General features: G+C 66.3%; 21 protein-coding genes and 1 riboswitch. Of the genes, 13 read left to right on the top strand and 8 right to left on the bottom strand.

All coding sequences use genetic code 11. From position 1 onward, the window contains the following. Position 1 precedes the first annotated feature (1 nt). Positions 2 to 1,168, bottom strand: coding sequence for a homoserine O-acetyltransferase MetX (gene metX, locus NA3_RS00950; RefSeq protein WP_128145091.1), 1,167 nt, complete (start codon positions 1,166 to 1,168; stop codon positions 2 to 4). Beyond that, a complete protein-coding gene (locus NA3_RS00945) occupies positions 1,165 to 1,419 on the bottom strand; it encodes a hypothetical protein (RefSeq protein ID WP_062961684.1) in 255 nt (84 codons plus the stop codon). The genes metX and NA3_RS00945 overlap by 4 nt, the downstream gene beginning before the upstream one ends. A 13-nt stretch (positions 1,420 to 1,432) precedes the next feature. Beyond that, a riboswitch (SAM riboswitch) is annotated at positions 1,433 to 1,544 on the bottom strand. Positions 1,545 to 1,857: 313 nt separating this feature from the next. On the opposite strand from NA3_RS00945, the gene NA3_RS00940 reads away from it, so the two are divergent. From NA3_RS00940 to NA3_RS00925, 3 genes are all read left to right on the top strand, one after another. Then, positions 1,858 to 3,075, top strand: a complete 1,218-nt coding sequence (locus NA3_RS00940; protein WP_062961683.1) for an NADP-dependent isocitrate dehydrogenase — start codon at positions 1,858 to 1,860, stop codon at positions 3,073 to 3,075. A gap of 422 nt (positions 3,076 to 3,497) precedes the next feature. Beyond that, positions 3,498 to 4,661: an MFS transporter gene (locus NA3_RS00930; RefSeq protein WP_062961681.1), complete on the top strand. Its 1,164-nt coding sequence runs from the start codon at positions 3,498 to 3,500 to the stop codon at positions 4,659 to 4,661. Between the two features lie 202 nt (positions 4,662 to 4,863). Next, positions 4,864 to 6,126, top strand: a complete 1,263-nt coding sequence (locus NA3_RS00925; protein ID WP_062961680.1) for an FAD-binding protein — start codon at positions 4,864 to 4,866, stop codon at positions 6,124 to 6,126. Here the strand turns inward: NA3_RS00925 and NA3_RS00920 are convergent. From NA3_RS00920 to NA3_RS00905, 4 genes are read right to left on the bottom strand one after another with little or no spacing between them, the layout of a single operon-like run. Continuing rightward, positions 6,083 to 7,174: a hypothetical protein gene (locus tag NA3_RS00920; protein ID WP_062961679.1), complete on the bottom strand. Its 1,092-nt coding sequence runs from the start codon at positions 7,172 to 7,174 to the stop codon at positions 6,083 to 6,085. The genes NA3_RS00925 and NA3_RS00920 overlap by 44 nt on opposite strands. After that, positions 7,171 to 9,285: a hypothetical protein gene (locus tag NA3_RS00915; protein WP_128145092.1), complete on the bottom strand. Its 2,115-nt coding sequence runs from the start codon at positions 9,283 to 9,285 to the stop codon at positions 7,171 to 7,173. Before NA3_RS00915 ends, NA3_RS00920 begins: the two co-directional genes overlap by 4 nt. Further along, complete coding sequence (locus tag NA3_RS39565) at positions 9,282 to 11,237, bottom strand: type VII secretion target (RefSeq protein ID WP_062961677.1); 1,956 nt, start codon at positions 11,235 to 11,237, stop codon at positions 9,282 to 9,284. The genes NA3_RS00915 and NA3_RS39565 overlap by 4 nt, the downstream gene beginning before the upstream one ends. 33 nt (positions 11,238 to 11,270) lie before the next feature. After that, positions 11,271 to 11,654 carry a hypothetical protein gene (locus NA3_RS00905; protein WP_174561034.1) on the bottom strand — a complete coding sequence of 128 codons (384 nt, stop codon included), beginning with the start codon at positions 11,652 to 11,654 and terminating at the stop codon, positions 11,271 to 11,273. A 256-nt stretch (positions 11,655 to 11,910) separates the two neighbouring features. Between NA3_RS00905 and NA3_RS00900 the strand changes: the two genes are divergently transcribed. The 7 genes from NA3_RS00900 (at position 11,911) to NA3_RS00870 (ending at position 18,112) form a co-directional block, all read left to right on the top strand. After that, positions 11,911 to 12,450, top strand: coding sequence for a potassium channel family protein (locus tag NA3_RS00900; protein ID WP_062961676.1), 540 nt, complete (start codon positions 11,911 to 11,913; stop codon positions 12,448 to 12,450). Between the two features lie 38 nt (positions 12,451 to 12,488). Next, positions 12,489 to 13,133 carry a TetR/AcrR family transcriptional regulator gene (locus NA3_RS00895; RefSeq protein ID WP_062961675.1) on the top strand — a complete coding sequence of 215 codons (645 nt, stop codon included), beginning with the start codon at positions 12,489 to 12,491 and terminating at the stop codon, positions 13,131 to 13,133. 269 nt (positions 13,134 to 13,402) lie between these two features. After that, positions 13,403 to 14,620, top strand: a complete 1,218-nt coding sequence (locus NA3_RS00890) for a lipid-transfer protein (RefSeq protein WP_062961795.1) — start codon at positions 13,403 to 13,405, stop codon at positions 14,618 to 14,620. A gap of 12 nt (positions 14,621 to 14,632) precedes the next feature. Further along, positions 14,633 to 15,067: a type II toxin-antitoxin system Rv0910 family toxin gene (locus NA3_RS00885; protein WP_062961674.1), complete on the top strand. Its 435-nt coding sequence runs from the start codon at positions 14,633 to 14,635 to the stop codon at positions 15,065 to 15,067. Positions 15,068 to 15,071: 4 nt separating this feature from the next. Then, complete coding sequence (locus NA3_RS00880; RefSeq protein WP_062961673.1) at positions 15,072 to 15,953, top strand: MaoC/PaaZ C-terminal domain-containing protein; 882 nt, start codon at positions 15,072 to 15,074, stop codon at positions 15,951 to 15,953. Positions 15,954 to 15,967: 14 nt separating this feature from the next. After that, positions 15,968 to 16,837, top strand: coding sequence for an SDR family oxidoreductase (locus NA3_RS00875; RefSeq protein ID WP_062961672.1), 870 nt, complete (start codon positions 15,968 to 15,970; stop codon positions 16,835 to 16,837). Positions 16,838 to 16,855: 18 nt separating this feature from the next. Then, a complete protein-coding gene (locus NA3_RS00870) occupies positions 16,856 to 18,112 on the top strand; it encodes an acyl-CoA dehydrogenase family protein (protein WP_062961671.1) in 1,257 nt (418 codons plus the stop codon). Between the two features lie 63 nt (positions 18,113 to 18,175). Here NA3_RS00870 and ephH read toward each other — a convergent pair whose 3' ends face one another. Further along, positions 18,176 to 19,030 carry an epoxide hydrolase EphH gene (gene ephH / locus NA3_RS00865; protein ID WP_062961794.1) on the bottom strand — a complete coding sequence of 285 codons (855 nt, stop codon included), beginning with the start codon at positions 19,028 to 19,030 and terminating at the stop codon, positions 18,176 to 18,178. Between the two features lie 92 nt (positions 19,031 to 19,122). Here ephH and NA3_RS00860 point away from each other — a divergent pair, with 92 nt between their 5' ends. The 3 genes from NA3_RS00860 (at position 19,123) to NA3_RS00850 (ending at position 21,046) form a co-directional block, all read left to right on the top strand. Further along, positions 19,123 to 19,911, top strand: a complete 789-nt coding sequence (locus tag NA3_RS00860; RefSeq protein WP_062961670.1) for an exodeoxyribonuclease III — start codon at positions 19,123 to 19,125, stop codon at positions 19,909 to 19,911. Between the two features lie 104 nt (positions 19,912 to 20,015). Further along, positions 20,016 to 20,528, top strand: a complete 513-nt coding sequence (locus NA3_RS00855) for a guanyl-specific ribonuclease (RefSeq protein ID WP_062961669.1) — start codon at positions 20,016 to 20,018, stop codon at positions 20,526 to 20,528. Beyond that, entirely contained in the window at positions 20,528 to 21,046 is a 519-nt protein-coding gene (locus NA3_RS00850) for a barstar family protein (protein ID WP_062961668.1), read from the top strand. Before NA3_RS00855 ends, NA3_RS00850 begins: the two co-directional genes overlap by 1 nt. Before the next feature lie 7 nt (positions 21,047 to 21,053). Here the strand turns inward: NA3_RS00850 and NA3_RS00845 are convergent, their stop codons facing one another. Then, positions 21,054 to 21,695, bottom strand: a complete 642-nt coding sequence (locus NA3_RS00845; protein WP_227995372.1) for a TetR/AcrR family transcriptional regulator — start codon at positions 21,693 to 21,695, stop codon at positions 21,054 to 21,056. Positions 21,696 to 21,728: the final 33 nt, after the last annotated feature.

The raw sequence follows: 21,728 nt of genomic DNA, 5'->3' as shown, positions 1-21,728 counted from the left end.
CTCAGGACGCGCGGGCGTCCTGCGCGGCGCGCGCCAACTCCATGGTCTGCTCCAGCAATTTGCCGATCGCCTCGATCTCGGTGAGGAAACCGTCGTGGCCGTCGCGCGAATGCACGACTTCCAGACCTTTGCAGCCGGGCAGTAGGTCGGCCAGTTCCTGCTGGGTCCGCAACGGATACAACCGGTCCGAGTCCACGCCGCCGACCACACACGGCACCGGGGTCGCGGCCAGCGCGGCCTCGATGCCGCCGCGTCCGCGTCCGACGTCGTGCCGGTTCATGGCCTCGGTCAGCAGCACGTAGGTGGCCGCGTCGAACCGCGCGACCAGCTTGTCGGCCTGATGTTCCAGATAGCTCTGTACCGCGTAACGGCCACCGTCCCAGGGGTTTTCGTCGCCCTGAGCGGTGTTGGCGAACCGGTGGTCGAGCTCGAATTCGGTGCGGTAGGTCAGATGCGCGATCCGGCGTGCGATGCCCAGCCCGGCCTGCGGGCCGCGGCCGGTGCCGTGATAGTTGCCGTCCTGCCAGTCCGGATCCGACGTGATCGCGGCGATCTGGGTGGTCTGGGTGCCGATCTGATCCGCGGTGGCGCGGGCGCCGACCGCCAGCACCAGGGCCGCGTCGACGCGATCGGGATATCCGACCATCCATTCCAGCACCCGCATGCCGCCCATCGAACCGCCGACCACCGCGGCGACGCGGGAGAGGCCGAGCAGGTCCAGCAGCGCCACTTCGGCGCTCACCTGGTCTCGAATCGAAATCTGCGGAAAGCGTGCGCCCCAAGGCTTTCCGTCCGGCGCGAGGGACGAGGGGCCGGTGCTGCCCTGGCAACCACCCAGAACGTTGGTCGCGATCACGCACCAGTGGTCGGTGTCCAGTGCCGCGCCGGGCCCGACCAGTCCGTCCCACCAGCCCGGCAGGGCGTGCAGATCGTCGGGCTGTCCGCAGACGTGCGAATCACCGGTGAGCGCGTGTTCGACCAGCACCACGTTGTCCAGGCCGGGGGCCAGTTCGCCCCAGCGCTGCACGGCCAGTTCGACACCGGGGACGACCGCCCCGTTCTCGAGCCGGACATCGCCGATCCCGATGATCCCGACCGTGCCGTCCGGCGGGGGTAGCAGTGTCGTTGCGCCCGGGCGTGACGTGCTCGATTCGATACTCACGGTCACCGTGCCGTCACCACGTCGAGCCGTGCCATGCCGTCTACTCCCATGCCGTCGAGTCCCATGGTCCGCATCGGCTCCCGGACCTGCCGGAACACGGCGACGGCGGACGCCGGGTCGGCGCACGGCGAGAGCGCACGCGTGGTCGAGGCGGTACGGAGGGCTGGGGCACACACATCCCCGATGGTAGCGATACGCCTGTGCCGCTCCGCCGCCTCCACGCACTTGTCGACGGTGGGCACGGTGGGCTCACTCACTTGTTGCTCCTGACAGTCGCGCTTGCCCTCGGCTTTCGAGAGCCCGGTCAATCACCCGGAGCACCCCACCGCAACTGGAGGGTTGCCGGCCAGCGAGCCGGGGCTTGGCGCTGGCACTCATGACCTGCCGTGGATGGTAACAATCGGCCGCGACGGGGGCGAGGGTTGGGCTCGCTCGATTCGAGGCGGACGTTCGTGGCGTATGTCCGTTTCTTCGGCCGGCGCATATCGGTCCGATGTGACGTGGGTAGCTCTCAATGGGACCGCCCCTGTCAGTGAGACCCAGCGCACCAGTACGCTTGTCTTGTTTAGCACCAGGCGTCTCGTGGACAACGCGGGGCGTATACGTTGTCTGTTGAACAGCTGGGGTCCGCTCACAAGCGTGCTCGCCTGGCCGTGCAATGGGAGCACACCTTCCTTAGGAGGACACGAAGATCCATGTCCAAGATCAAGGTTGAAGGGACCGTCGTCGAACTCGACGGCGACGAGATGACCCGGATCATCTGGCAGTTCATCAAGGACAAGCTGATCCATCCGTACCTCGATGTGAATCTCGAGTACTACGACCTCGGCATCGAAACTCGCGACAAGACCGATGACCAGGTCACCGTCGACGCGGCCAACGCCATCAAGAAGCACGGCGTCGGCGTCAAATGCGCCACGATCACCCCGGACGAGGCCCGCGTCGAAGAATTCGGCCTCAAGAAAATGTGGCGTTCGCCGAACGGCACGATTCGTAACATTCTCGGCGGCACTATTTTCCGCGCGCCGATCATCATCTCCAACGTTCCGCGTCTGGTGCCCGGCTGGACCAAGCCGATCATCATCGGCCGTCACGCGTTCGGTGACCAGTACCGCGCCACCGACTTCAAGGTGCATCAGGCCGGCACCGTGACGATCCAGTTCACCCCGGAGGACGGCTCCGAGCCGATCGTCCACGAAGTGGTGAAGATGCCCGAGGACGGCGGCGTCGTCATGGGTATGTACAACTTCAAGAAGTCGATCGAGGACTTCGCGCGGGCGTCGCTGAACTACGGCCTGCAGCAGAACTACCCCGTCTACATGTCGACGAAGAACACCATCCTGAAGGCCTACGACGGCATGTTCAAGGACACCTTCCAGGAGATCTTCGAGACCGAGTTCAAGGACGAGTTCGACGCGGCCGGACTGACCTATGAACACCGGCTGATCGACGATATGGTCGCCTCCGCGCTGAAGTGGGAGGGCGGCTACGTCTGGGCCTGCAAGAACTACGACGGCGACGTGCAGTCCGACACCGTGGCGCAGGGCTTCGGCTCGCTGGGCCTGATGACCTCGGTGCTGCTCACCCCGGACGGCCGCACCTGTGAGGCCGAGGCCGCGCACGGCACGGTGACCCGGCACTTCCGCCAGCACCAGCAGGGCAAGCCCACCTCCACGAACCCGATCGCCTCGATCTTCGCGTGGACGCGGGGTCTGGCGCATCGCGGCAAGCTGGACAACACCCCCGAGGTCATCGGCTTCGCGCAGACCCTCGAGGACGTCGTGATCAAGACCGTCGAGAGCGGCCAGATGACCAAGGACCTGGCGCTGCTGGTCGGCGGCAACCAGGGCTACCTGACCACCGAGGAATTCCTCGGTGTGCTCGATGCCAACCTGGCGCGCGAACTGAGCTGAACGCTCGCGACCGGCCGGTATCCGGCGCGGTCGGTAGACATATCCGGGCACCCGCCCCCACCGATCCCGGTGGCCGCGGGTGCCCGAATTGCTTTCCGCACCCGATCGCGCGTGTGAGGTATCCGACAGCGCTTCATGCGGAACCCGCGACGGCGCGAGATTCGTTGTCCCGCAGTCGTTCCGGTGCTCGGCGCGAGGCGTCGGCGGGCGGGAGCGGGGTGCGGTGAGTCGAATCACCCCGGCCGCCGGTATCGCCGCGTCGACCGCGCGTGTTGGCCACACCCATGGCCGACTCAGCTTCGGTGCGCACCGCACCACCTGTCGACTTCCCACCGGAGTCACCCGCGAGTGCCGCGTCGTCCCGTGCGGCGCTCGGCTCCGGGGCGGCGCCGGAGACTCGCACCGGATGGCATATTCCGGCGATGCTCGCGCTGGCGCTCGGCGGTTTCGGGATCGGCACCACCGAATTCGTCACCATGGGGCTACTGCCCGACATCGCCGCGGACCTGCATGTTTCGGAGCCCACCGGCGGACATGCCGTCTCGGCGTACGCACTGGGCGTGGTGGTCGGCGCGCCCGTGATCGCGGCGCTGTGCGCCCGGATGCCGCGCAAGCGCCTGCTGATCGCCTTGATGATCGCGTTCACCGCCGGGAATATCGCCTCGGTGCTGGCGCCGGCCTTCCCGGCTCTGGTCGCGGCCCGGTTCGTCGCAGGTCTCCCGCACGGCGCCTACTTCGGCGTGGCCTCGCTCGCTGCCGCCTCACTGGCTCCGGTGGGGCAGCGGGCCAAGGCCGTCGCCGCGGTGATGCTGGGCCTGAGCGCCGCCAATGTCGTGGGTGTCCCCGCCGCCACCTGGCTCGGCCAGGGACTCGGCTGGCGCGATGCCTACGTGGTCGTCGCCGTCCTCGGGCTGGCCACGGTGTTCGCGATCGCCCGCTTCGTGCCCGATCTGCACGGGGTGCGGGTGACCGATCCGCGCACCGAGCTGACCGCGCTGCGCCGCCCGCAGGTGCTGCTGACGCTGCTGGTCGGCGCGGTCGGCTTCGGCGGCATGTTCGCGGTCTACACCTACATCACCTCGACCCTCACCGATGTCGCCGGCATGGGTCAGGGCCTGGTGCCGATCGTGCTGGCACTGTTCGGCCTGGGCATGGTCGCGGGCAATATCGGCGGCGGCGTCCTCGCCGATCGCGGCGTGGACCGCTCGGTATTCGTCGCGCTGATCGCGATGGTCGTCATCCTCGCGATTTTCGTTGCGGCAGCCCACAATCCGTTCACCGCCGCCGCGGGCGCCTTCCTCGTCGGCGCCTCCGGAGCCGCCTTGGCACCCGGCCTGCAGACCCGGCTGATGGACGTCGCCCACGACGCCCAAACCCTCGCCGCCGCCCTCAACCACGCCGCCCTGAACATCGCCAACGCGGCCGGCGCCTGGCTGGGCGGCCTGGTGATCGCGGCGGGCCTGGGTTACACCGCCCCCGCCGTCGTGGGCGCGGGTCTGGCTGTCGCGGGGGTGTTCCTGTTCACCGTCACCGTGTGGTCGGCCCGCCGGGTGCCATCGCACCACCAGGCCGTCGGCCGCGGCTGATCGTCTGCTCGGGACCGCTCGTCTGCGCATGGCCATCCGCCCGCGACCGGGCGGCAAGCGCCGCGTCGTCGGGGTATGGCAGCGCGCGAGACGCTGTGATCGTGCCCTACTCCTGGCAGTGAGAAGCCGCCCCGGCAGCTCGCTACGATGACGGCGTGCCGCATACCGCTGACCGGACGGTGACACGATCGCTGCCGAAATCATGAGTGCCGCTGATGTTTCCGTCACCGATTTCGATGCCGACTTCGGTGGTCTGTATCGCGCCACGCCTCGGGCGGTCCATCGATTGCCCTCTGCATTCCCGGCTGCCCTGCTCGGTTCCGGCCGCCCGTTGACACTGCGAGGTTCCGGGCATTCGTGTGCCGGGCAGACCGTGACCGATGACGAACTGCTGGTCACCTATGCGCCCGATACCGCGATCCGGGAGATCAGGGATCTGGGCGACGGATTGTTCGAGGTGCCCGCGGGTGCGAGCTGGCTCGGACTCGAGTGGTACCTGAACCGGCAGGGGCGAACCTTCCCGATCCTGCCGGATCACCTGCACATGTCGGTGGGGGGCACGTTGTCGGTGGGCGGCGCCGGAGTCGAGTCGATCCGGTCCGGCTGGCAGATAGACCACGTGGAGCGCATTCAGCTGATCGACGGGACCGGCAGGAGCCGTTGGTGCTCCCGTACCGAGCATGAGGAACTGTTCCGGTTCGCTCTCGGGGGACTGGGCACGGTCGGATTGATCGAGCGGGTAGTTCTGCGGACCGCCGACCATGAGCCCCACGTGCACGAGCATCGGGCCGACCATGCGAGTCTCGGCGAGCTCGCCGAGCACACCATTCGAGTGGCGGACCGCACCGACGTCGACATCTACTCGGGAATGGCCGGCCGTGGCCGGATCCGATCGGTCACCGGTTGGCGGGGTTCCCGGCCGGCACAGCCCTGCGACGGCGAGGACTGCGCTGTGATCACACAGTCACCGATGAAGGAGATCGACCCGCCCGCAACGTGGCAACCTCTCGTCGATCGAGCGCGGATGTGGGCGGACTACGTCGTCCCGGTCGACCACTGCGTGTCGATGGTCGAAACCGTTGCGGCGCAGCTCGATCGAGCGCCGTTCGATGGTCCGGCGACCCGGGTGTACATCCTGGTCGTCCGACGGCCCGCCGATGCTGTCCCCTTCGCTTTCGCGCCCGTACTGCCCGCTCCCGTCTCGGTCGGAGTCGGGCTGTACGCCACCGTCGATCGTGCTCCGGATGCGGTAGCCGATGCCCGGAAGACATTCCGTGACCTGCAGCGACGCTGTTGCGAATTGGGTGGCCGCCCATACCTGTACGGAGTCGCCGACCTCGACGACGCGAAGGCAACCGGCCTCTACGGCGACGATCTGAATCGGCTGGCCGAACTGCGTTCCTCGTTGCGGCTCGAGCACGTCAACGCGCAACTTCCGATCGTCCGAGCGGCCGGGCGGACGTGACTGCGGTCGCTTCCGAGGTGGATTCCCACATCGGTGTTCCGTAGACGTTCAATTTGTCGATGCCGTGCTCGGATGAGAAGCCCAGCCCGAGTGCCGTATACCGCCACGCCGCACCCCGGTCCCGCGCGGCGTGCGCCATCGCGTCGATCGCCCGCGTGGTGCCGTGGTGCCGTGCCGCCAGCGCACGAGCCAGCGCCGTGATGTCGTCCGACGGCCTCGTAATCAATGAGACCGTATAGGAAGGAGTTTCGTTGCCGCGTCGGCTGCAGCACACGAAATAGTCGAAGTTGTGCAGGTCGGCCGCATCCACGCCACAGGCGGTGAACTCCGAGAGCGTCTGCCAGGCGGGATCGCCGAAATGGCGTACCAACTTCATCGGTACGGCGACGTTTCGGGTGCGCGCCCGGAGATAGATTTTGTACGCCGGATCTCCGTGCGCGCAGAGCTCGATGGCGAGTCCGGCGTAGCGAAAAAGATCGTCGTTCTCCGGTATGGGACTGAGTCCCTCGAAGCCGGACCACTGGCGGCCGAGGGTCTCGATGACGTCGGTTCGCGCCCTCGGGCTGCAGTACACCTTGAGGCCGCCCAGGCGATCCGGTTCGGCGCGGTGATGCACAATTCCGAGCCACATCGCCGGGCGCGCCCCCGGCTCGATGGCCACGGGATCGGGATACACCGTGGTGACGAAGGAATGGAGCAGGTCGGCCGCCGCCGGGTCGCCACCCGGCAGCCACGTGACGAGCTCGGTGATCGTGGCCAGATATGCCTCGAGCCGAACGGCGAAGTCCGGCTCCCACGTTGTGGTTTCCGTGATGTAGCGAAGCATCTGGGAGTACCGGCCCAACCCGCCCGTCACGCTGGCCTCGAACGGAAATCCGGAGCTGGTGATTCCGCTCGAACGCACCCCGTCCGGGGTGCGCGCCTCCAATCGACCGCCACAGGCTCGAAACAGCACCGACCGAAGGGATTCCGGTGTACAGCCTGTCCCGATCCGCTCGGCGACATCGACCACGAAGTCACCGGTCGATGTCGCCGCCGCGACTGTCATGTCTCTTGCGTGTCGTTATTGGGCTGCCGTGCAGAGGTCGTCGACGATGCGGCGAGAACCTGGGTCGGTTGGACCATGGAATGCGGCTGCGGATTAGCTTGCTGGTCGGAATCTCCCGACCCGGCCGGCCGGAAGAACCCTTCGAAACGGCCGAATGCGCCATTGTTGTAGTTGGGAAGATCTTTGAGCTCGACGTGTCGCATCTGGCCGTCGGTGATTATGTAGTAGTTGTCGGTTCCCTCGCGCACGATCACCGCGCTGCGATCGGCCCACTGCACCACGTCGCCGGTGTGCAGATTCGAACCGTCGACCGGTGTCGCCTGTGCGAAAGCGCTGCCATAGGCCGCGGCCGCATCGCTGCCATTCGGATTGTTCAACGCCCGGTTCACCGCGTCGGCCACGATCGAGGGAACCTTCTGTGGCGCACTGCCATCCGGCAATTTCATATCGACCATCGAATTGCCGGTATGCGGGGGCGTGCCGGAAGCCGGCGTGGCCGAGACGGCCGAGGCAGGATTCGTGTACGCGGCCTGTTGCGCGGTGGCGCCCGCAGCGGGCCGGCTCGCGTTCGCCCCGGGCAGCAGGGGGTTCGTTTGGTTGCCGGCACCGCCGGTCATGGGGTTCTGGGCGTACTGCGAGTAGGGGCTGTTCTGATTTCCCGCCGGGTTCATGAAGCCGCCCGCCCCGGAATTCGGATTCATGTATTGCATGGGATTCATGGCTCCCAAGAGCGGGTTCGAGGGCGCGGGTGTCGCGGCGGTCGGCGCCTGGCCGGTGGTCCCGTTACCACCGGTCTTGCCGGTGATGGCGTTCGCTATCTGGTCCCATGCCGAGGCGGAATCGGACGAGGTGGTGCCGCTGGACGACGCGGTGCCGTCTCCGGTGCCGGTGCCGGTGCCGGTGCCGGTGCCGTTCGTTCCGTCGAGGTTCCAGGGGTCCGAGATACCGGTGGAATCGGTCTGGGATCGGCCGTCGGACAGGTTGCCGAATATGTCGCTGTAGTCCGTCTGGTTGGCCAGGTCGGCGGTACCGGACGTATCGGCGACGGGCGTGTAGGGCGTCGCCGCCGGCGCTGCCGGTGCCGCAGGGGCCGCCGGTGCGGCGGGCGCCTCCGGTTTCGCCGGTCCCTTCGGTCCCGGATCGTCGACGTGGTCGGCGTCCTTCTGAAATTTCATCGCCGTATCGTCGTAGATCTTGTTCCACTGGTCCACGGCAGTTTGGATTGCGCTGACGTAATACTTTTGCTCGGCTTCCGGCGTGAGGACGAAATTCGATGAATTATCCTTACGCGTGTAAACCACATCCGGATTGTCGTGTCCTGCGGTGTAGGTTATCTCGTTTCCGTTTTGCCTGGCGGTGCTGTTCGGATCGCTGCCCGGACTCAAATCCAACTGAAGGGCCTTGTTCAGGGTGTCCACGACGCCCGCGAGGTCGTTCGAGCACGCCTTCAATTTCTCCTGATTGTCCTTGGTGGTGAAATTCACATCTTTATTTTTTGCGTCGAAATCTTCTTCGCGTTTCTTGAATGTCTCGTGGAATTCACTGTACCTGTGGACGATATTCGACCAGCCCTGGGGCTTTTCAGCCTGATGGTGCTCCAGAATGGAGCTGAAATCCGGCGCGTCCTTCGGGTCGTGAGAGCCGAGCGAGTCGAAACCTCTTTGCATCGTATCCTGCGTGTCTACGATCAGGTCGTACAGCGAGTCGCTTCTCCCCTTGGGAACCCATAGAAACACGTCCCTGAAATGCTTCTTGCCGTCGCCGGGGAGGAATCCACCCTCTGCACCGTAGGTCGGTTTGGCGTCCGTTTTCGTGTCGGTATATGCCTTTACGGCGGCGGGATCGTCGCTTTTCAGTGCTTTGGCGAGCGCGGGATATTGCTTGTCTGCGTCCGACCATCCGTCGCCGTTGACGAGATCTTCTCGGGTGTTCTTGTCGAGCGCATTCCATACAAAAGTGAATTGTTCCGTTGTGAGGCCGTCGAGTTTCTTTACGAAATCTTTCGCTTCATCGTCGGTGTAGTAGTCGTTCCAGCCGGCGACCGTGTGGGTATCTTTGATCTTCTTGGCCAGATCAGAAGCCTGCTTCTGCTCATCGGCGGTCATCGTCATCGGATACTCCTGTCTACGGCTGCAGCGTCGAGCCCGGGACCCACAGGGAAGCCGGAATATTCGTCGGACGGTCTCGTCACTGCATCGTGTCGGGCCGAAACCACATCGATAGAACCGGTACTCGTCGTCCGCACCATGCTCTCGAGTTGTGGATGTGCCGCAATCTGATCATGGGCATACAGTGCGTCACGGAGCACTTGGCGATCATCTCTGCCCGCGAGTAGCAGCGATACCAATTCGTCGGCTCGCCGTTCGAATGTCCGGCCACGTTCGATATCCGCGTCCACTGAGGTGTACCGGAGACCGGTAGCGACCGGAGATGTCACCGGCGGATGTGATGGAACAAATGGCGCGAATACAGTCATGGACGGTGCGACGCCGTGCTGCTGGGTTGTGGGAGAGTGTTCTCGGGTCCCGATCCGGGCTTCTTGTCCGGTACCAAATGATTTCAGGGCATCGCGCCGCCGAGTTCGCTGTGCGGCTACTTCCGTCTCGACCCCGGTTACCGCCTCTCGGACCAGTTCGTCGGCAGCGTGAGCCAACCTCAGGCAGGCAGCTCGGATATCGGAGTCCGGTATCGTGGTTGCGAGTTGTCGTGATGCAGGCGAACCACCGATGTCCAGCCGGTCGACCAGACCTGCCCCGGGCCGGGACAGGTCGACCGCGGTCTCATTCGCCATCACTCGGTCGGCGATGGTCACAGTGTGGCCCAATGTGGCGCGCACATAGTCGTCCACCATTGCCGACGATGCGAGGGCACGCAGCTGTCCGCGTTTGTTGCCGGAGGCATGGCGAGCAAATTCGGTGAGGATACCGGCCGGGTCGGGGCAACCTTCGACCATCGCCATGGCCGCGCGCCCCTCGGTGTTCAGAATCGAATCCCATTGCCACGGCACCAAGACCTCGGAAGGGACGAAGAGTCCGGGCGGTAGCCATCCTCGTCCCTCGGTGGAGGTCAGCAGGACGACGGCGCCCCTCGCGTTCCTTACCACGCCGGTCGCCCACTCGACATCCGGCGCCGTGTCGCCCACTGCGTAGAGCACCGCGCTCAACAATGTTCGCGCCAGCGTGAGATCGTCGTCGTCGGTGTTGCCCACCACCAGCGCCGGCCGGCCCTGCCGTCGCCCGCGAGCGGCAGACACCGACACCTCGAATGGCCCGGCCCGCAAAGGCATCGGTGGTCTGGGAGGCGGACCCGCGGGGACAGGGCCCGCGGGTGCGGGGCCTGTCGGTGGTATCGGCGGCGCGGCGGGTGCGATCGGTTCGGCGGACAGCTCGCCTGCCCCGTATCCGGTGGCGGAGGGGCCGACAGTTACGGGCACGACATGGCCGTCGGGGTGCCCGTGGTCGATGAATGGTGTCGAAGCATCGGGGTGGTGTTCGGGGCCGGGCGCCGGATGAGAAATGCCGACAGACGTACCGATATGCGGCCCGGGAAGCGCGGGCCCGGAAAGCGCAGCGCCACCATCGTGACCGAGTTCGGGTGTGGATGCCGCAGGCCTCGGATGAACGGCGTCGACGGAAGGTGTGTGGTTGTCGTCCGGCATACGCTGCGGCACAGCCTCCGGGATGTTCGGTGCCCTGCGTTCGGGTGCGTCGCTCGCGCTGCCCGGACCGTGCGTTACCGGGCTGGGCCCACTGTGCGGGCCGGTCTCGGCGATCTGCTGTCCGCCGGAGAGTTCGCTGAGCTCCATCCGATCCGCTGCGGCCCGTAGATCGCGTGCGGTCCGCTCGGCCGACCCCGCCTGGTCTTCGGCCTTCTCATGGCGATTCCGGTAATAATCCTCCAGCGCACCGTGCAGCGGATCTGCGATAGTCCCGTAACCGTTCGGGAACTCATCGAGCCAATCCTTCGGAATCTCGCCCCACTTGCGCATCGCGGCGGCATACCTGTCGAGCTGCTCGGCGTACCTGCGCAGCTGATCAGGGTCGAGATCCAGAAAATTTGCCATAATCGGCCAATCCTCCCGCCAGCCGTCCCGATCTCATTCTTCTCGGTTCCCACTGGTGGGGGCCTTCGGTGCGTCGATCTCCGCCCGCCACTGCCGCGCCTTCTCGGCCAGCGGCACATGGTGACGGTCTTCGTTCATGGCGATGTGATACTGGCGGCGCGCGTCGGCGCTACTCTCCCGCACAGCGGACACGATCTCGAAGGCGAGTTCGTCGTTGCCGAACCGGTCGCAGGTACCCGGCGCCAGATACAGATCGGTCAACTGGCCGTAGACGTTGACCTCGGGAATCACCATGCCGCTGGGCGAGGGGCGGCGTGCGACCATCTTGTCGGCGCGCTCGCGCATTTCGGCGATGCGGTGCTTCAGCTCTCGCCCCATCGCCATGGCCACGCGTACATCGGGGTGAAGTTCTCGCATCAATCCTCACGTTGCTTCCGGTGGACACCTCGGCAGGCCGGGGTCCGAGCCTTCCGGCTCGCCGTACCGGGCTGGAAGCGGCTCGTCACCGACTGATCGACGTTCAGTCTCTCAACTCGAGGCGCTTCTGAACGGTGGCTGGATTTCCCACTGCCGGGAAGCGCCTGCTTGTCGCCGCATCAACCTCCCGGTGCGACGGCCTCCGGCGTGGTTGAGTGATCCACGGAACGCGGTAGTACTCGACCGGGAGGTCAGGATGGACCCGCAGGGACAGGGGAGTGGCGGTGACGCTGCGCGGCGGCGGGCGGCGTTGTATGCCGCCGCTCGGACCGCGGTGACGACGTTCGTGCTCGTCGTGCTCTATTTCGTCCTGCCCTTTCGTCATGTGAACGAGCTCGGTCCGCTTCTGAGCCTGTGTGGTGGTCTGGTGCTGGTCGTCGTGCTCATCGTGCGGCAGGCCACGCGCATCGTCGCCGCGCCTTATCCCGGACTGCGCGGCGCCGAGGCGCTGACCATGATCGCGGTGGCCTTCATTCTCATGTTCGCCACGACCTACGTCCTGATGTCGGCGGGCGCGCCGGACAGCTTCACGGTGCTGCTGACTCGGATCGACGCCCTCTATTTCACGGTGACCGTGCTGGGAACGGTCGGTTTCGGCGATATCGCGGCGACCTCGCAGGCTGCCCGCGTCGTCGTGACCGTGCAGATTCTGGCCGATCTGGCGCTCATCGGCGCCGGCGTGCGAGTGGTGCTGGCCGCGATACAGCGCGGGCGTGCGGCGCAAGAGCGTGAGTAAGTTTCATGCACGTGTGTATGTAAGTGTAGGATTTCCGAATGGCCAGATCTGTCGTCGGTAAGCCGCCGCGTCGTACGCAAGAGCAGCGCAGCAGCGAGATGCGGGTACGGCTGCTCGACGCGACCATCGATTGCCTGGTCGAATACGGCTATGCGGGCACCACGACGCCGCGCGTCGCAGAGCGGGCCGGGGTGACTCGCGGCGCGCAGGTGCACCACTTCGGGTCCAAGACGGATCTGGTCGTGGCCGCCATTTCGCATCTGGCGCAGCGGCGCACCGAGGCGGCGATGAAGGAGCTGGGCCGGTTGCGTGGCGGTGACGACCCGATCGGCGCCACCCTGGACGCGATGTGGGAGCTGCATCAAGGGCCGCTGTTCATCGCGGCCATGGAGCTGTGGGTGGCCGGGCGCACCGATCCGGTGCTGGCCGCCGAGGCCGAGAAGGTCGAGCCGTTCGTCAACAACGCCGTCCTGATGGCGGTATCGCAGTTGGTTCCGGATGAATTGCGGCGCAAGGAAGTTCGTGATTTCGCCTATACCGCGATGGACACCCTGCGCGGAATCCTGGTCTCCAACTTCGTATCCCCGGATCCCGAGCGTGCCCACCGTCGCTGGCAGCGCGCGTCCGCGCACTTGCGCCGCGCTGCCGAATCCGCCCTGCCGGGCCTGGGCATCGGCGGCTGAGCGCAGGCTTCCGTAGCGCGCGCCACCCGCTGACGTCCGTACCGCCACGCCGCCACGCCGGTGTCGGCGCGCACGCCGCGGGCGATCTACAGATACACCTGTACGTATCAACACAAACGTTCTAACTGGGTATACCCGCTGTCATCGCGGCAACCTCCCGCGCCCTATTGCGCCTTTACATACAGCTCCGTATGTTTGTTTTCAGTTCGATCGGAACGGATCGACCACTGCCGCTCGCCGGGGCGGCCGACTGGGAGAAGGGTGGTTCGATGACGAACAAGGTCTACGTCGTCGGCGTCGGAATGACGAAGTTCGAGAAACCGGGGCGGCGGCAGGTCGAGGAGGCCGACGGGACGACTCGCGCGTGGGACTACCCGGATATGGCCCGCGAATCCGGCACCAAGGCACTGGCCGACGCCGGAATCGACTATCGCGAGGTGCAGCAGGCCTACGTCGGCTACGTCTACGGCGAGTCCACCTCCGGTCAGCGCGCGGTCTACGAACTGGGGATGACCGGTATTCCGGTGATCAACGTGAACAACAACTGTTCCACCGGATCCACCGCGCTCTACCTTGCGGCCCAAGCGATTCGCGGCGGGCTGGCCGACTGCACACTGGCGCTGGGCTTCGAGAAGATGCAACCGGGCTCGCTCGGTTCCACCTGGGACGACCGCGAGCAGCCGATGGCCAAGCACATGATGGCACTGGCCGAGATCTCCGAGGTGCTGTTTCCGCCGGCGCCGTGGATGTTCGGCGCCGCGGGCCGCGAACATATGAAGCAGTACGGCACCACCGCCGAGCATTTCGCGAAGATCGGATACAAGAACCACAAGCATTCGGTGAACAACCCGTATTCGCAGTTCCAGGACGAGTATTCGCTCGACGACATCCTGGGCGCGCGGATGATCTACGACCCGCTCACCAAACTCCAGTGCTCGCCCACCTCGGACGGTTCGGGGGCGGTGGTCCTCGCCTCCGAGGATTTCGTCGAACGGCACGGTCTGGCCGGGCGGGCGGTGGAGATCGTGGGCCAGGCGATGACCACCGATTTCGCGTCCACCTTCGACGGCACCGCGAAGAACCTGATCGGCTACGACATGAATGTGCAAGCCGCGCAGCAGGTTTACCAGCAGTCGGGCCTGGGTCCGCAGGACTTCCAGGTGATCGAACTCCACGACTGCTTCTCCGCCAACGAACTGCTGCTCTACGAGGCGCTGGGCCTGTGCGGCGAGGGGGAGGCCGGCAGCCTCGTCGACGGCGATCAGACGACCTACGGCGGCACGTGGGTGGTCAACCCGTCGGGCGGCCTCATCTCCAAGGGGCATCCCCTGGGGGCGACCGGTCTGGCTCAGTGCAGCGAGCTCACCTGGCAGCTGCGCGGTGACGCCGACAAACGTCAGGTCGAGGGCGTCACCGCCGCACTGCAGCACAACATCGGCCTCGGCGGAGCCGCGGTCGTCACCGCCTACCAACGCGCCGAGCGCTGAAGGAGTACGAACATGGGTCACATCGAAGCCACCAAGAATCTCAACGCCACCCCGGACGCGCTCTGGGCGGTCGTCTCGGATCCGCAGACCTGGGACAAATGGTTCACCATTCACGAGCGCTGGATGGAGGAGCCGCCGGCCACGCTGACCACGGGGTCGAAGCTGGTCGCCAAGATCATGATGCTCGGCATGGCGAACAAGATGGAATGGGTTGTCGAAGAGGTGAATGCGCCGAACAACCTGGTGCTCAGCGGCGCTGGGATGGCCGGTGTGAAGGTGAAGTTCTCCTTCGACATCGCACCGGAGGGAGCAGGCAGCAAATTCTCGGTCTCCGGCGATTTCGAGGGCGCGCTCATCAAAGGCGCGCTGGGCAAGGCGGTCGAGAAGGACGGCGCCAAGCAGCTGGACACCACCCTCGAACAGCTCGACGCCCTGGCGACGGCCTAGCGATATGGCCACCGAAACAGGGCCCCGGCCCGTGGAATTCGACGACGCGGGCCTGAACGTCTGGTCCGACGAGGAGCGGTTCGAGGTCACCCGGGAGCGGATCGCCGAGTACGCCGCCGCCACCAACGACCCGATTCCGGCTCACCTGTCCGGCGATATCGCCTCTCCCGTCTTCGCCATCGTGCCCGTCTTCGAGGCGATGATGATGCCGGTGATCGACGTCGTGCCGATGGACATCTTCGGCCGAGTCGTGCACGGCGAGCAGGACTTTCACTTCCATCGCCCGATCCGGCCGGGTGATCGGCTGGTCTCGCGGGCCAAGGCGGTCGGCTACGAGGGCCGGGAGAACGGCACCACCATCACCATTCTCATCGAATGCCGGGACTCCGACGGGGAGCTCGTCAACGAGCAGTATCTGACCGCCTTCTTCCGCAACATCGATGTCGGCAAGCGGGTCGGCGAGAGCGCGCCGGCGCACAAGTTCGACCCCGCGCTGGAGGCGCAGCCGCCCCTGGCCCGGGTCGCCGCCCACGTGGACGACGATCAGACCTACCGCTACGCCCCCGCTTCCGGCGATCCGGTGCCGCTGCACCTGGACGAGCAGGTGGCCAAGGATGCCGGACTGCCCGGCATCATCGCGCACGGTCTGTGCACCATGGCGATGTCGTCGTGGGCGGTCCTCACCGCGGTGGCCGGTTCCGATGTGCACCGATTGAAGCGGTTCGCGGTGCGCTTCTCGAAGATGGTGTTCCCCGGCGACGAGCTGGAGACGCAGATCTGGAAGGCCGGCTCGACCGGCTCCGACACCACCTACGCGTTCCGCACCGCACGCGGAACCGATCTCGTTCTGACCGACGGCCTGGCGGTCGTCGCCGACAACTCGTAGTCGAGGAGACTGTCATGGGTGTATTGGATGGGCGGGTCGCCGTCGTCACCGGCGCCGGCCGCGGCATCGGCCGCGAACACGCGCTGTTGTTCGCGCGCGAGGGCGCCTCGGTCGTGGTGAACGATCTGGGCGGGAGTAACGCCGGAGAGGGCGCCGACGCCGGGCCGGCGCAGGAGGTGGTGGAGGAGATTCGCGCCGCGGGTGGGAAGGCGGTCGCCAACACCGACAACGTGGCGCAGTGGGACGGTGCGAAAAACCTGGTGGACCAGGCGATCTCGGAGTTCGGCACGCTCGACGTGGTGATCAACAACGCCGGCATCCTGCGTGACGGGTTCATCGCCGGGCTGGAGGAATCGCAGTGGGACGCGGTCATAGCGGTGCATCTGAAGGGCCACTTCAACGTGCTGCGCCACGCCGCGGCGTATTGGAAGGACCAGTCGAAGGCCGGTAAGCAGCCCACTGCCGCCGTTGTCAACACCGCCTCGGCCTCCGGCGTCACCCTGCCCAACGCCGGCCAGGCGAACTACGGCGCGGCCAAGGCCGGTATCGCCGCGTTGACGCTGGTCGCCGCGGAGGAACTGGAACGCTACGGCGTGCGCGTCAACGCCATCGCCCCGATGGCGCGCACGCGCCTGACCCTGGCCACACCCGGTATGGGGGCGATCTTCGCCGCCGAGGTGGGCGAGGGCGAATTCGACGCCTTCAGCCCGGCCAACATCTCGCCGCTGGTCGCCTACCTGGCCACCGAGAAATGCCCGGTCACCGGCAAGGTCTTCGCCGTGCAGGGCGGCGCCATCTCCGAGCTCGGCGGCTGGCACGACGTGAAGACCATCGAAACCGACGGCCCCTGGCTGATCGACGACATCGCAGCCCGGCTGCCCTGACGCTGGAGGAGAACGACGATGTTCGAATGGTCCGAGACCGACGAGATGATCCGCGCCGCCGTGCGCGCCTTCATCGACAAGGAGATCCGGCCGCATCTCGACGCCCTCGACAGCGGTGAGATGCCGCCGTATCCGATTCTGCGAAAGCTGTTCGGCGAGTTCGGCATCGACGTCATGGGTGCCGAGGCGATCGAGAAGATGCTCGCCAAGCAGCGGGCCGCCGAGGCCGCGCCGGACGAGGCCGGACAGCGCGAGAAGAAACCCGGGTCCGGTGGCGACCCGTTCGGCGAACAGCAGTCGTTGATGGCGGTGCTGATCAGCGAATTGTCCGGCGTCAGCATGGGTTTGGTCGCCGCGATGGGTGTCTCGATCGGTCTCGGCGCGGCCACCATCATGTCGCGCGGCACGCTCGCGCAGAAGGAACGCTGGCTCGCCGATATCGTGACCTTGAAGAAGGTGGCGGCCTGGGCCATCACGGAGCCGGATTCGGGCTCGGATGCCTTCGGCGGCATGAAGACCTCGGTCAAGCGCGACGGCGAGGACTACATCCTCAACGGCCAGAAGACGTTCATCACCAACGGTCCCTACGCCGATGTGGTGGTGGTCTACGCCAAACTCGACGAGGGCGACGGCACCGACAAGCGCGATCGCAAGGTGCTGACCTTCGTCCTCGACAAGGGGATGGAGGGCTTCACCCAGGGCAAACCGTTCAAGAAGATGGGGTTGCACTCCTCACCCACCGGCGAATTGTTCTTCGACAACGTGCGATTGGGCAAGGACCGCTTGCTCGGCGAGACCGAGGAACACAAGGGCGGCGACGGGCGTGAAAGCGCGCGAACGAGTTTCGTCGCCGAACGGGTGGGCGTGGGCTTCATGGCGCTGGGCATCGTCAACGAATGTCACCGGCTCTGTGTGGAATACGCCAAGACTCGCATGCTGTGGGGGCAGGAGATCGGCCGCTTCCAGCTCGTGCAGCTCAAGCTCGCGAAGATGGAGATCGCCCGCATCAACGTGCAGAACATGGTCTTCAACACTCTCGAGCGCGCCCGCGCGGGGAAACCGCCCACCCTGGCCGAGGCCTCGGCGATCAAACTGTACTGCTCGGAGGCGGCCACCGAGGTCGCGATGGAGGCCGTGCAACTGTTCGGCGGTAACGGCTACATGCAGGAATACCGTGTCGAACAACTCGCCCGTGACGCCAAATCGCTGATGATCTACGCCGGCAGCAACGAAATCCAGGTCACCCATATCGCGAAGGGGCTCCTGGGCCGGTGATCGCCCTGTGATGGCGGCCGGCGGATCGGCGCCGAGGGGTTCGAACCGATCCGCCGGCCTTTCTCACACCGCCCGCAGACGCGTGCGGCTGGCATAGACGTGCTCGGCGATGAGGGTCGCGATGCGGTCGGGAGCCTCCAGCATCGGGACGTGACCCACGCCGTGCACCAGGATGCGGTCTGCCGTCTCGGGCAGTTCCCGCAGAAATCGCTTGGCGTACATGCGGTTCGGGATGATCCGGTCGTATTCGCACATCAGCAGGCGCACCGGCGTCCGTACGGTGGACAGATCGTCGAGAACCGCCATCCGCATACCGCTGACGATCAGCGGCAGCATGGCCGCGCAATGAGTCGCCGACATGATCGCCGCTTCCACTCCGCGTCGCGGCGCCGCGGCGACGTTCTTGCTCAGCAGCATGGCGGTGGCGCGCCGGACCGGCGCGCTGAACCGGATCCAGGCGGGCAGGCGCTTGCCGATTTCGACGATCGGCAGCAGCGTCAGGAACTCGAGCCCCACCCGCAACTGCGCCGGCGACGGATTGTGCCACCCGCCGGCGGGTGCGATGGCGGTGAGCGTGCGTGCCCGGCCGCGGCGGGCCAATTCGAAGCCGACCCAGCCGCCGAGTGAGTTGCCCGCGATATGGCAGGTGCGCCAACCCAATTCGTCGAGCTGTTCCTCGACTCGGTCGGCGAGCAGATTGACGTCGATGTACCAGCCGCTGAGGTCGGGGCCGCCCCAGTGGCCGGCCAAGGCCGGAGCGAATACCTCGCAAGTAGCGGACAATCGGGACGCGACGTCTTCCCAGCAGTGCGGCGACATCAGGAAACCGTGCAACAGCAGCAGTGGATCGCCCGATCCGGTGTGCAGGGCTTTCATCGGCGCAAGGGAGGTGGCGGGTTGGGTGGTGCCGGACGTCATCGTCGTCACCCCTTCCGAATCGGTGGCGGCCTGCTCGGCGTGGCCGCGATGTCCGCGAGGACGGGTTGATTCCCGCATTGTACGGTCGATGAGTGGCCAGCATCATCAGTTCCGTCAACGTCAACGGCATACGCGCAGCTACCGGCAAGACCGGGAAGGGGATGCTCGAATGGCTCGCAGTGACCGAGGCCGACATCATCTGCCTGCAGGAGACCCGGGCGACCGATGAGCAGACTCGCAAGGCGCTGGCGCCGGTCCTCGACGCCGGGTGGTTCCTCGCCCACGCCGAGCCGGGCGCCAAGGGTCGCGCCGGGGTGGGAATACTGTCGCGCCGCGAGCCCACGCGGGTGCGGATCGGCTTCGGCAGCAGCGAATTCGACGGCGTCGGCCGTTACGTGGAGGCCGATTTCGACGACGTCACCGTCGCGAGCGTGTACGTGCACACCGGTGAGGCCGACACTCCCATGCAGGACGAGAAATATCGTTTCCTCGGCGAACTGGGCGCGCATATGAAGGCGCAGACCCGCGATTTCGTGATCTGCGGCGACTGGAACGTTGCGCACACCGAACTCGACATCAAGAATTGGAAGGGCAACGTCAAGAACTCCGGCTTCCTGCCGGGGGAGCGGGCGTGGATCGACGAGATGCTGGCCGCGGGCTATGTCGACGTGGTCCGCCAACTCCATCCGGGCGTGGCCGGCCCCTACAGCTGGTGGTCGTATCGCGGCCGCGCCTACGACAACGACGCCGGGTGGAGGATCGATTACCATCTCGCGCGCGGTGCGATCGCCGGCCGCGCGAAGCAGGCCGTCGTCGAGCGCGCGCCCGAATACGCGCTGCGCTGGTCGGACCACGCTCCGGTCACAGTCCAATACCGCTGAACCCTGATCGACCCCTTGCGGTGGGAACATCGGTTCCGCACCGCGTCCCCCGTCAGCGTGGACGGGACTTCCGCAAGTCCGGCAGCACCGATGAACAGGCACCGATGAACATGTCCGACAAGAGAATTCGCATCCTGATGGTTCTGGGTGGGCTGGTGATCGCGGCGATCGTGGCCGGCGTCCTGGGCCTGCGCGGCGGTTCCACCAGCCACGACACCGCGAGTTCGGTGGCGGCGACCGTGCACTCCACCAAGGCCGCGCAGTCCACCACCCAGTCCGCCAAGCCCGCGCCCGGAAACGGCGCCACCCCCGCCGCGTCGGCGACCCGGGCGCCGGGCGTGCCCGATCGCGCCTACGCCACTCTCGCCGAGATCGACGCCGGACGCTGGCCCGGTTCGGCGAACGCGCCGGGCACCAAGGGCGGCGATCAGTGGATGAACCGCGCGGGGACCCTGCCGAAGACCGACTCGAGCGGGAAGGCGATCACATATCAGGAATGGGACGTCAACCCGAAGCAACGCGGCCAGACCCGGGACGCCGAACGCATCGTGACCGGCAGCGACGGGTCGGCGTACTACACCGGCGACCACTACCAGACCTTCACGAGGATGCGCTGATGGCCGAAACCATGTCGTTGTCGCAATTCCTGGCCCCGCCGGCATCCGGCTCCGACGCGATCGCGGCGCGGCACAACGCCCACCGGGCCGCGACGGGGCCGGTCCTCGGTGCCCTCGATGTCGGCGCCGGACCGTTCAGCGGGGTGCGATTCCAGGTCCCCGACGGGTATATCGCCCGCGAGGTCCGGGGCACGAAGATGCGCACCACCGCCGGAGTCTTCGACGAATTCGCCGCCGCCCTGCAGTTTCCCTACTATTTCGGCGACAACCGCGACGCGTTCGACGAATGTCTGCGCGACCTGGACGAATTCGTCGGCGAAGCGCCGGGATACGTTGTCGTGATCCGTGATTCGAGCGAGTTGCTGGCCGACCAGCGCGAAGATCTGGAATGGTTCGCCGACGCGATGACTCGGGCGGCCGAATACTGGGCCGTGCACGGCACGGTCTTCCGGGTGGTGCTGCAGCAGCATCCGGCGGTGCTGTCGCCGGTCGAGCTCACCATGGCCGACCCGGCGTGAGGTCCTTTCAGCGGAGGCGCTGTGCGAGGTCCTCGCCGAGGAGGACGAACACGTCGGTCGTCTCGTCGATGAGCTGTTCCCGCGTCATATCGATATCGCCCTGCAACCAGCTGGTGAGTGTCTGCACCAGCCCGCCCACCAGGTAGGTCGCGCGGAAACCGATCGCCGGGTCGGGCGTGGGCGTGCCGAGGCCGTAGAAGTCGATGCCGCGCGCGGCGACCAGATTCGCGAACGAGGCGATCGTTTGCAGCGTGCGGGAGCGCAGCTCCGGCGTGGAGGCACTCACCGCGAGCGCGACCTGGGCCTTGCGCGGATCGTCGGTCAGCACGTGGATACCGGCCGCGACGGCGGCGTGCGCCATCGTGCGCGTATCGGAGCCACCTGCCACCTCCTGCAGCGCCCGCACGATGGCGTTCGCGAGTTCCTCGGCGATGCCGTCGAACAGCGCGGTGAGCACCGCGTCGCGGCCGGTGAACTGTTCGTAGTAGTAGCGCTCGTTCAACCCGGCCTGGGCGCACAGCCCGGCGACCGTCAACTTGTCCACGCCCTGGGTGCCGATGATCTCGAGAGCCGCGTCGAGCAGCGCGGCACGCCGGCCCGCGCGCCGTTCGGCGGCCGAGATACCGCCATAGGTCCGCTGTGCCGTCACGGTCCGATTGTGGCACGGACGCATTTCTGGCAT

The sequence above is a fragment of the Nocardia africana NBRC 100379 genome (genome assembly GCF_001612635.1).
GTDB lineage: Bacteria > Actinomycetota > Actinomycetes > Mycobacteriales > Mycobacteriaceae > Nocardia > Nocardia africana.
The sequence above is the reverse complement of the archived record's forward strand: the minus strand, read 5'-3'. Positions and strand labels throughout refer to the sequence as shown.

Bases quoted from the DNA above. Each gene is read 5' to 3' on its own strand.
- NA3_RS00940 (WP_062961683.1), top strand. From the start codon at position 1,858: ATGTCCAAGATCAAGGTTGAAGGGACCGTCGTCGAACTCGACGGCGAC.
- NA3_RS00930 (WP_062961681.1), top strand. From the start codon at position 3,498: ATGCTCGCGCTGGCGCTCGGCGGTTTCGGGATCGGCACCACCGAATTC.
- NA3_RS00925 (WP_062961680.1), top strand. From the start codon at position 4,864: ATGAGTGCCGCTGATGTTTCCGTCACCGATTTCGATGCCGACTTCGGT.
- NA3_RS00920 (WP_062961679.1), bottom strand. From the start codon at position 7,174: ATGACAGTCGCGGCGGCGACATCGACCGGTGACTTCGTGGTCGATGTC.
- NA3_RS00915 (WP_128145092.1), bottom strand. From the start codon at position 9,285: ATGACGATGACCGCCGATGAGCAGAAGCAGGCTTCTGATCTGGCCAAG.
- NA3_RS39565 (WP_062961677.1), bottom strand. From the start codon at position 11,237: ATGGCAAATTTTCTGGATCTCGACCCTGATCAGCTGCGCAGGTACGCC.
- NA3_RS00905 (WP_174561034.1), bottom strand. From the start codon at position 11,654: ATGCGAGAACTTCACCCCGATGTACGCGTGGCCATGGCGATGGGGCGA.
- NA3_RS00900 (WP_062961676.1), top strand. From the start codon at position 11,911: ATGGACCCGCAGGGACAGGGGAGTGGCGGTGACGCTGCGCGGCGGCGG.
- NA3_RS00895 (WP_062961675.1), top strand. From the start codon at position 12,489: ATGGCCAGATCTGTCGTCGGTAAGCCGCCGCGTCGTACGCAAGAGCAG.
- NA3_RS00890 (WP_062961795.1), top strand. From the start codon at position 13,403: ATGACGAACAAGGTCTACGTCGTCGGCGTCGGAATGACGAAGTTCGAG.
- NA3_RS00885 (WP_062961674.1), top strand. From the start codon at position 14,633: ATGGGTCACATCGAAGCCACCAAGAATCTCAACGCCACCCCGGACGCG.
- NA3_RS00880 (WP_062961673.1), top strand. From the start codon at position 15,072: ATGGCCACCGAAACAGGGCCCCGGCCCGTGGAATTCGACGACGCGGGC.
- NA3_RS00875 (WP_062961672.1), top strand. From the start codon at position 15,968: ATGGGTGTATTGGATGGGCGGGTCGCCGTCGTCACCGGCGCCGGCCGC.
- NA3_RS00870 (WP_062961671.1), top strand. From the start codon at position 16,856: ATGTTCGAATGGTCCGAGACCGACGAGATGATCCGCGCCGCCGTGCGC.
- ephH (WP_062961794.1), bottom strand. From the start codon at position 19,030: ATGACGTCCGGCACCACCCAACCCGCCACCTCCCTTGCGCCGATGAAA.
- NA3_RS00855 (WP_062961669.1), top strand. From the start codon at position 20,016: ATGAACATGTCCGACAAGAGAATTCGCATCCTGATGGTTCTGGGTGGG.
- NA3_RS00850 (WP_062961668.1), top strand. From the start codon at position 20,528: ATGGCCGAAACCATGTCGTTGTCGCAATTCCTGGCCCCGCCGGCATCC.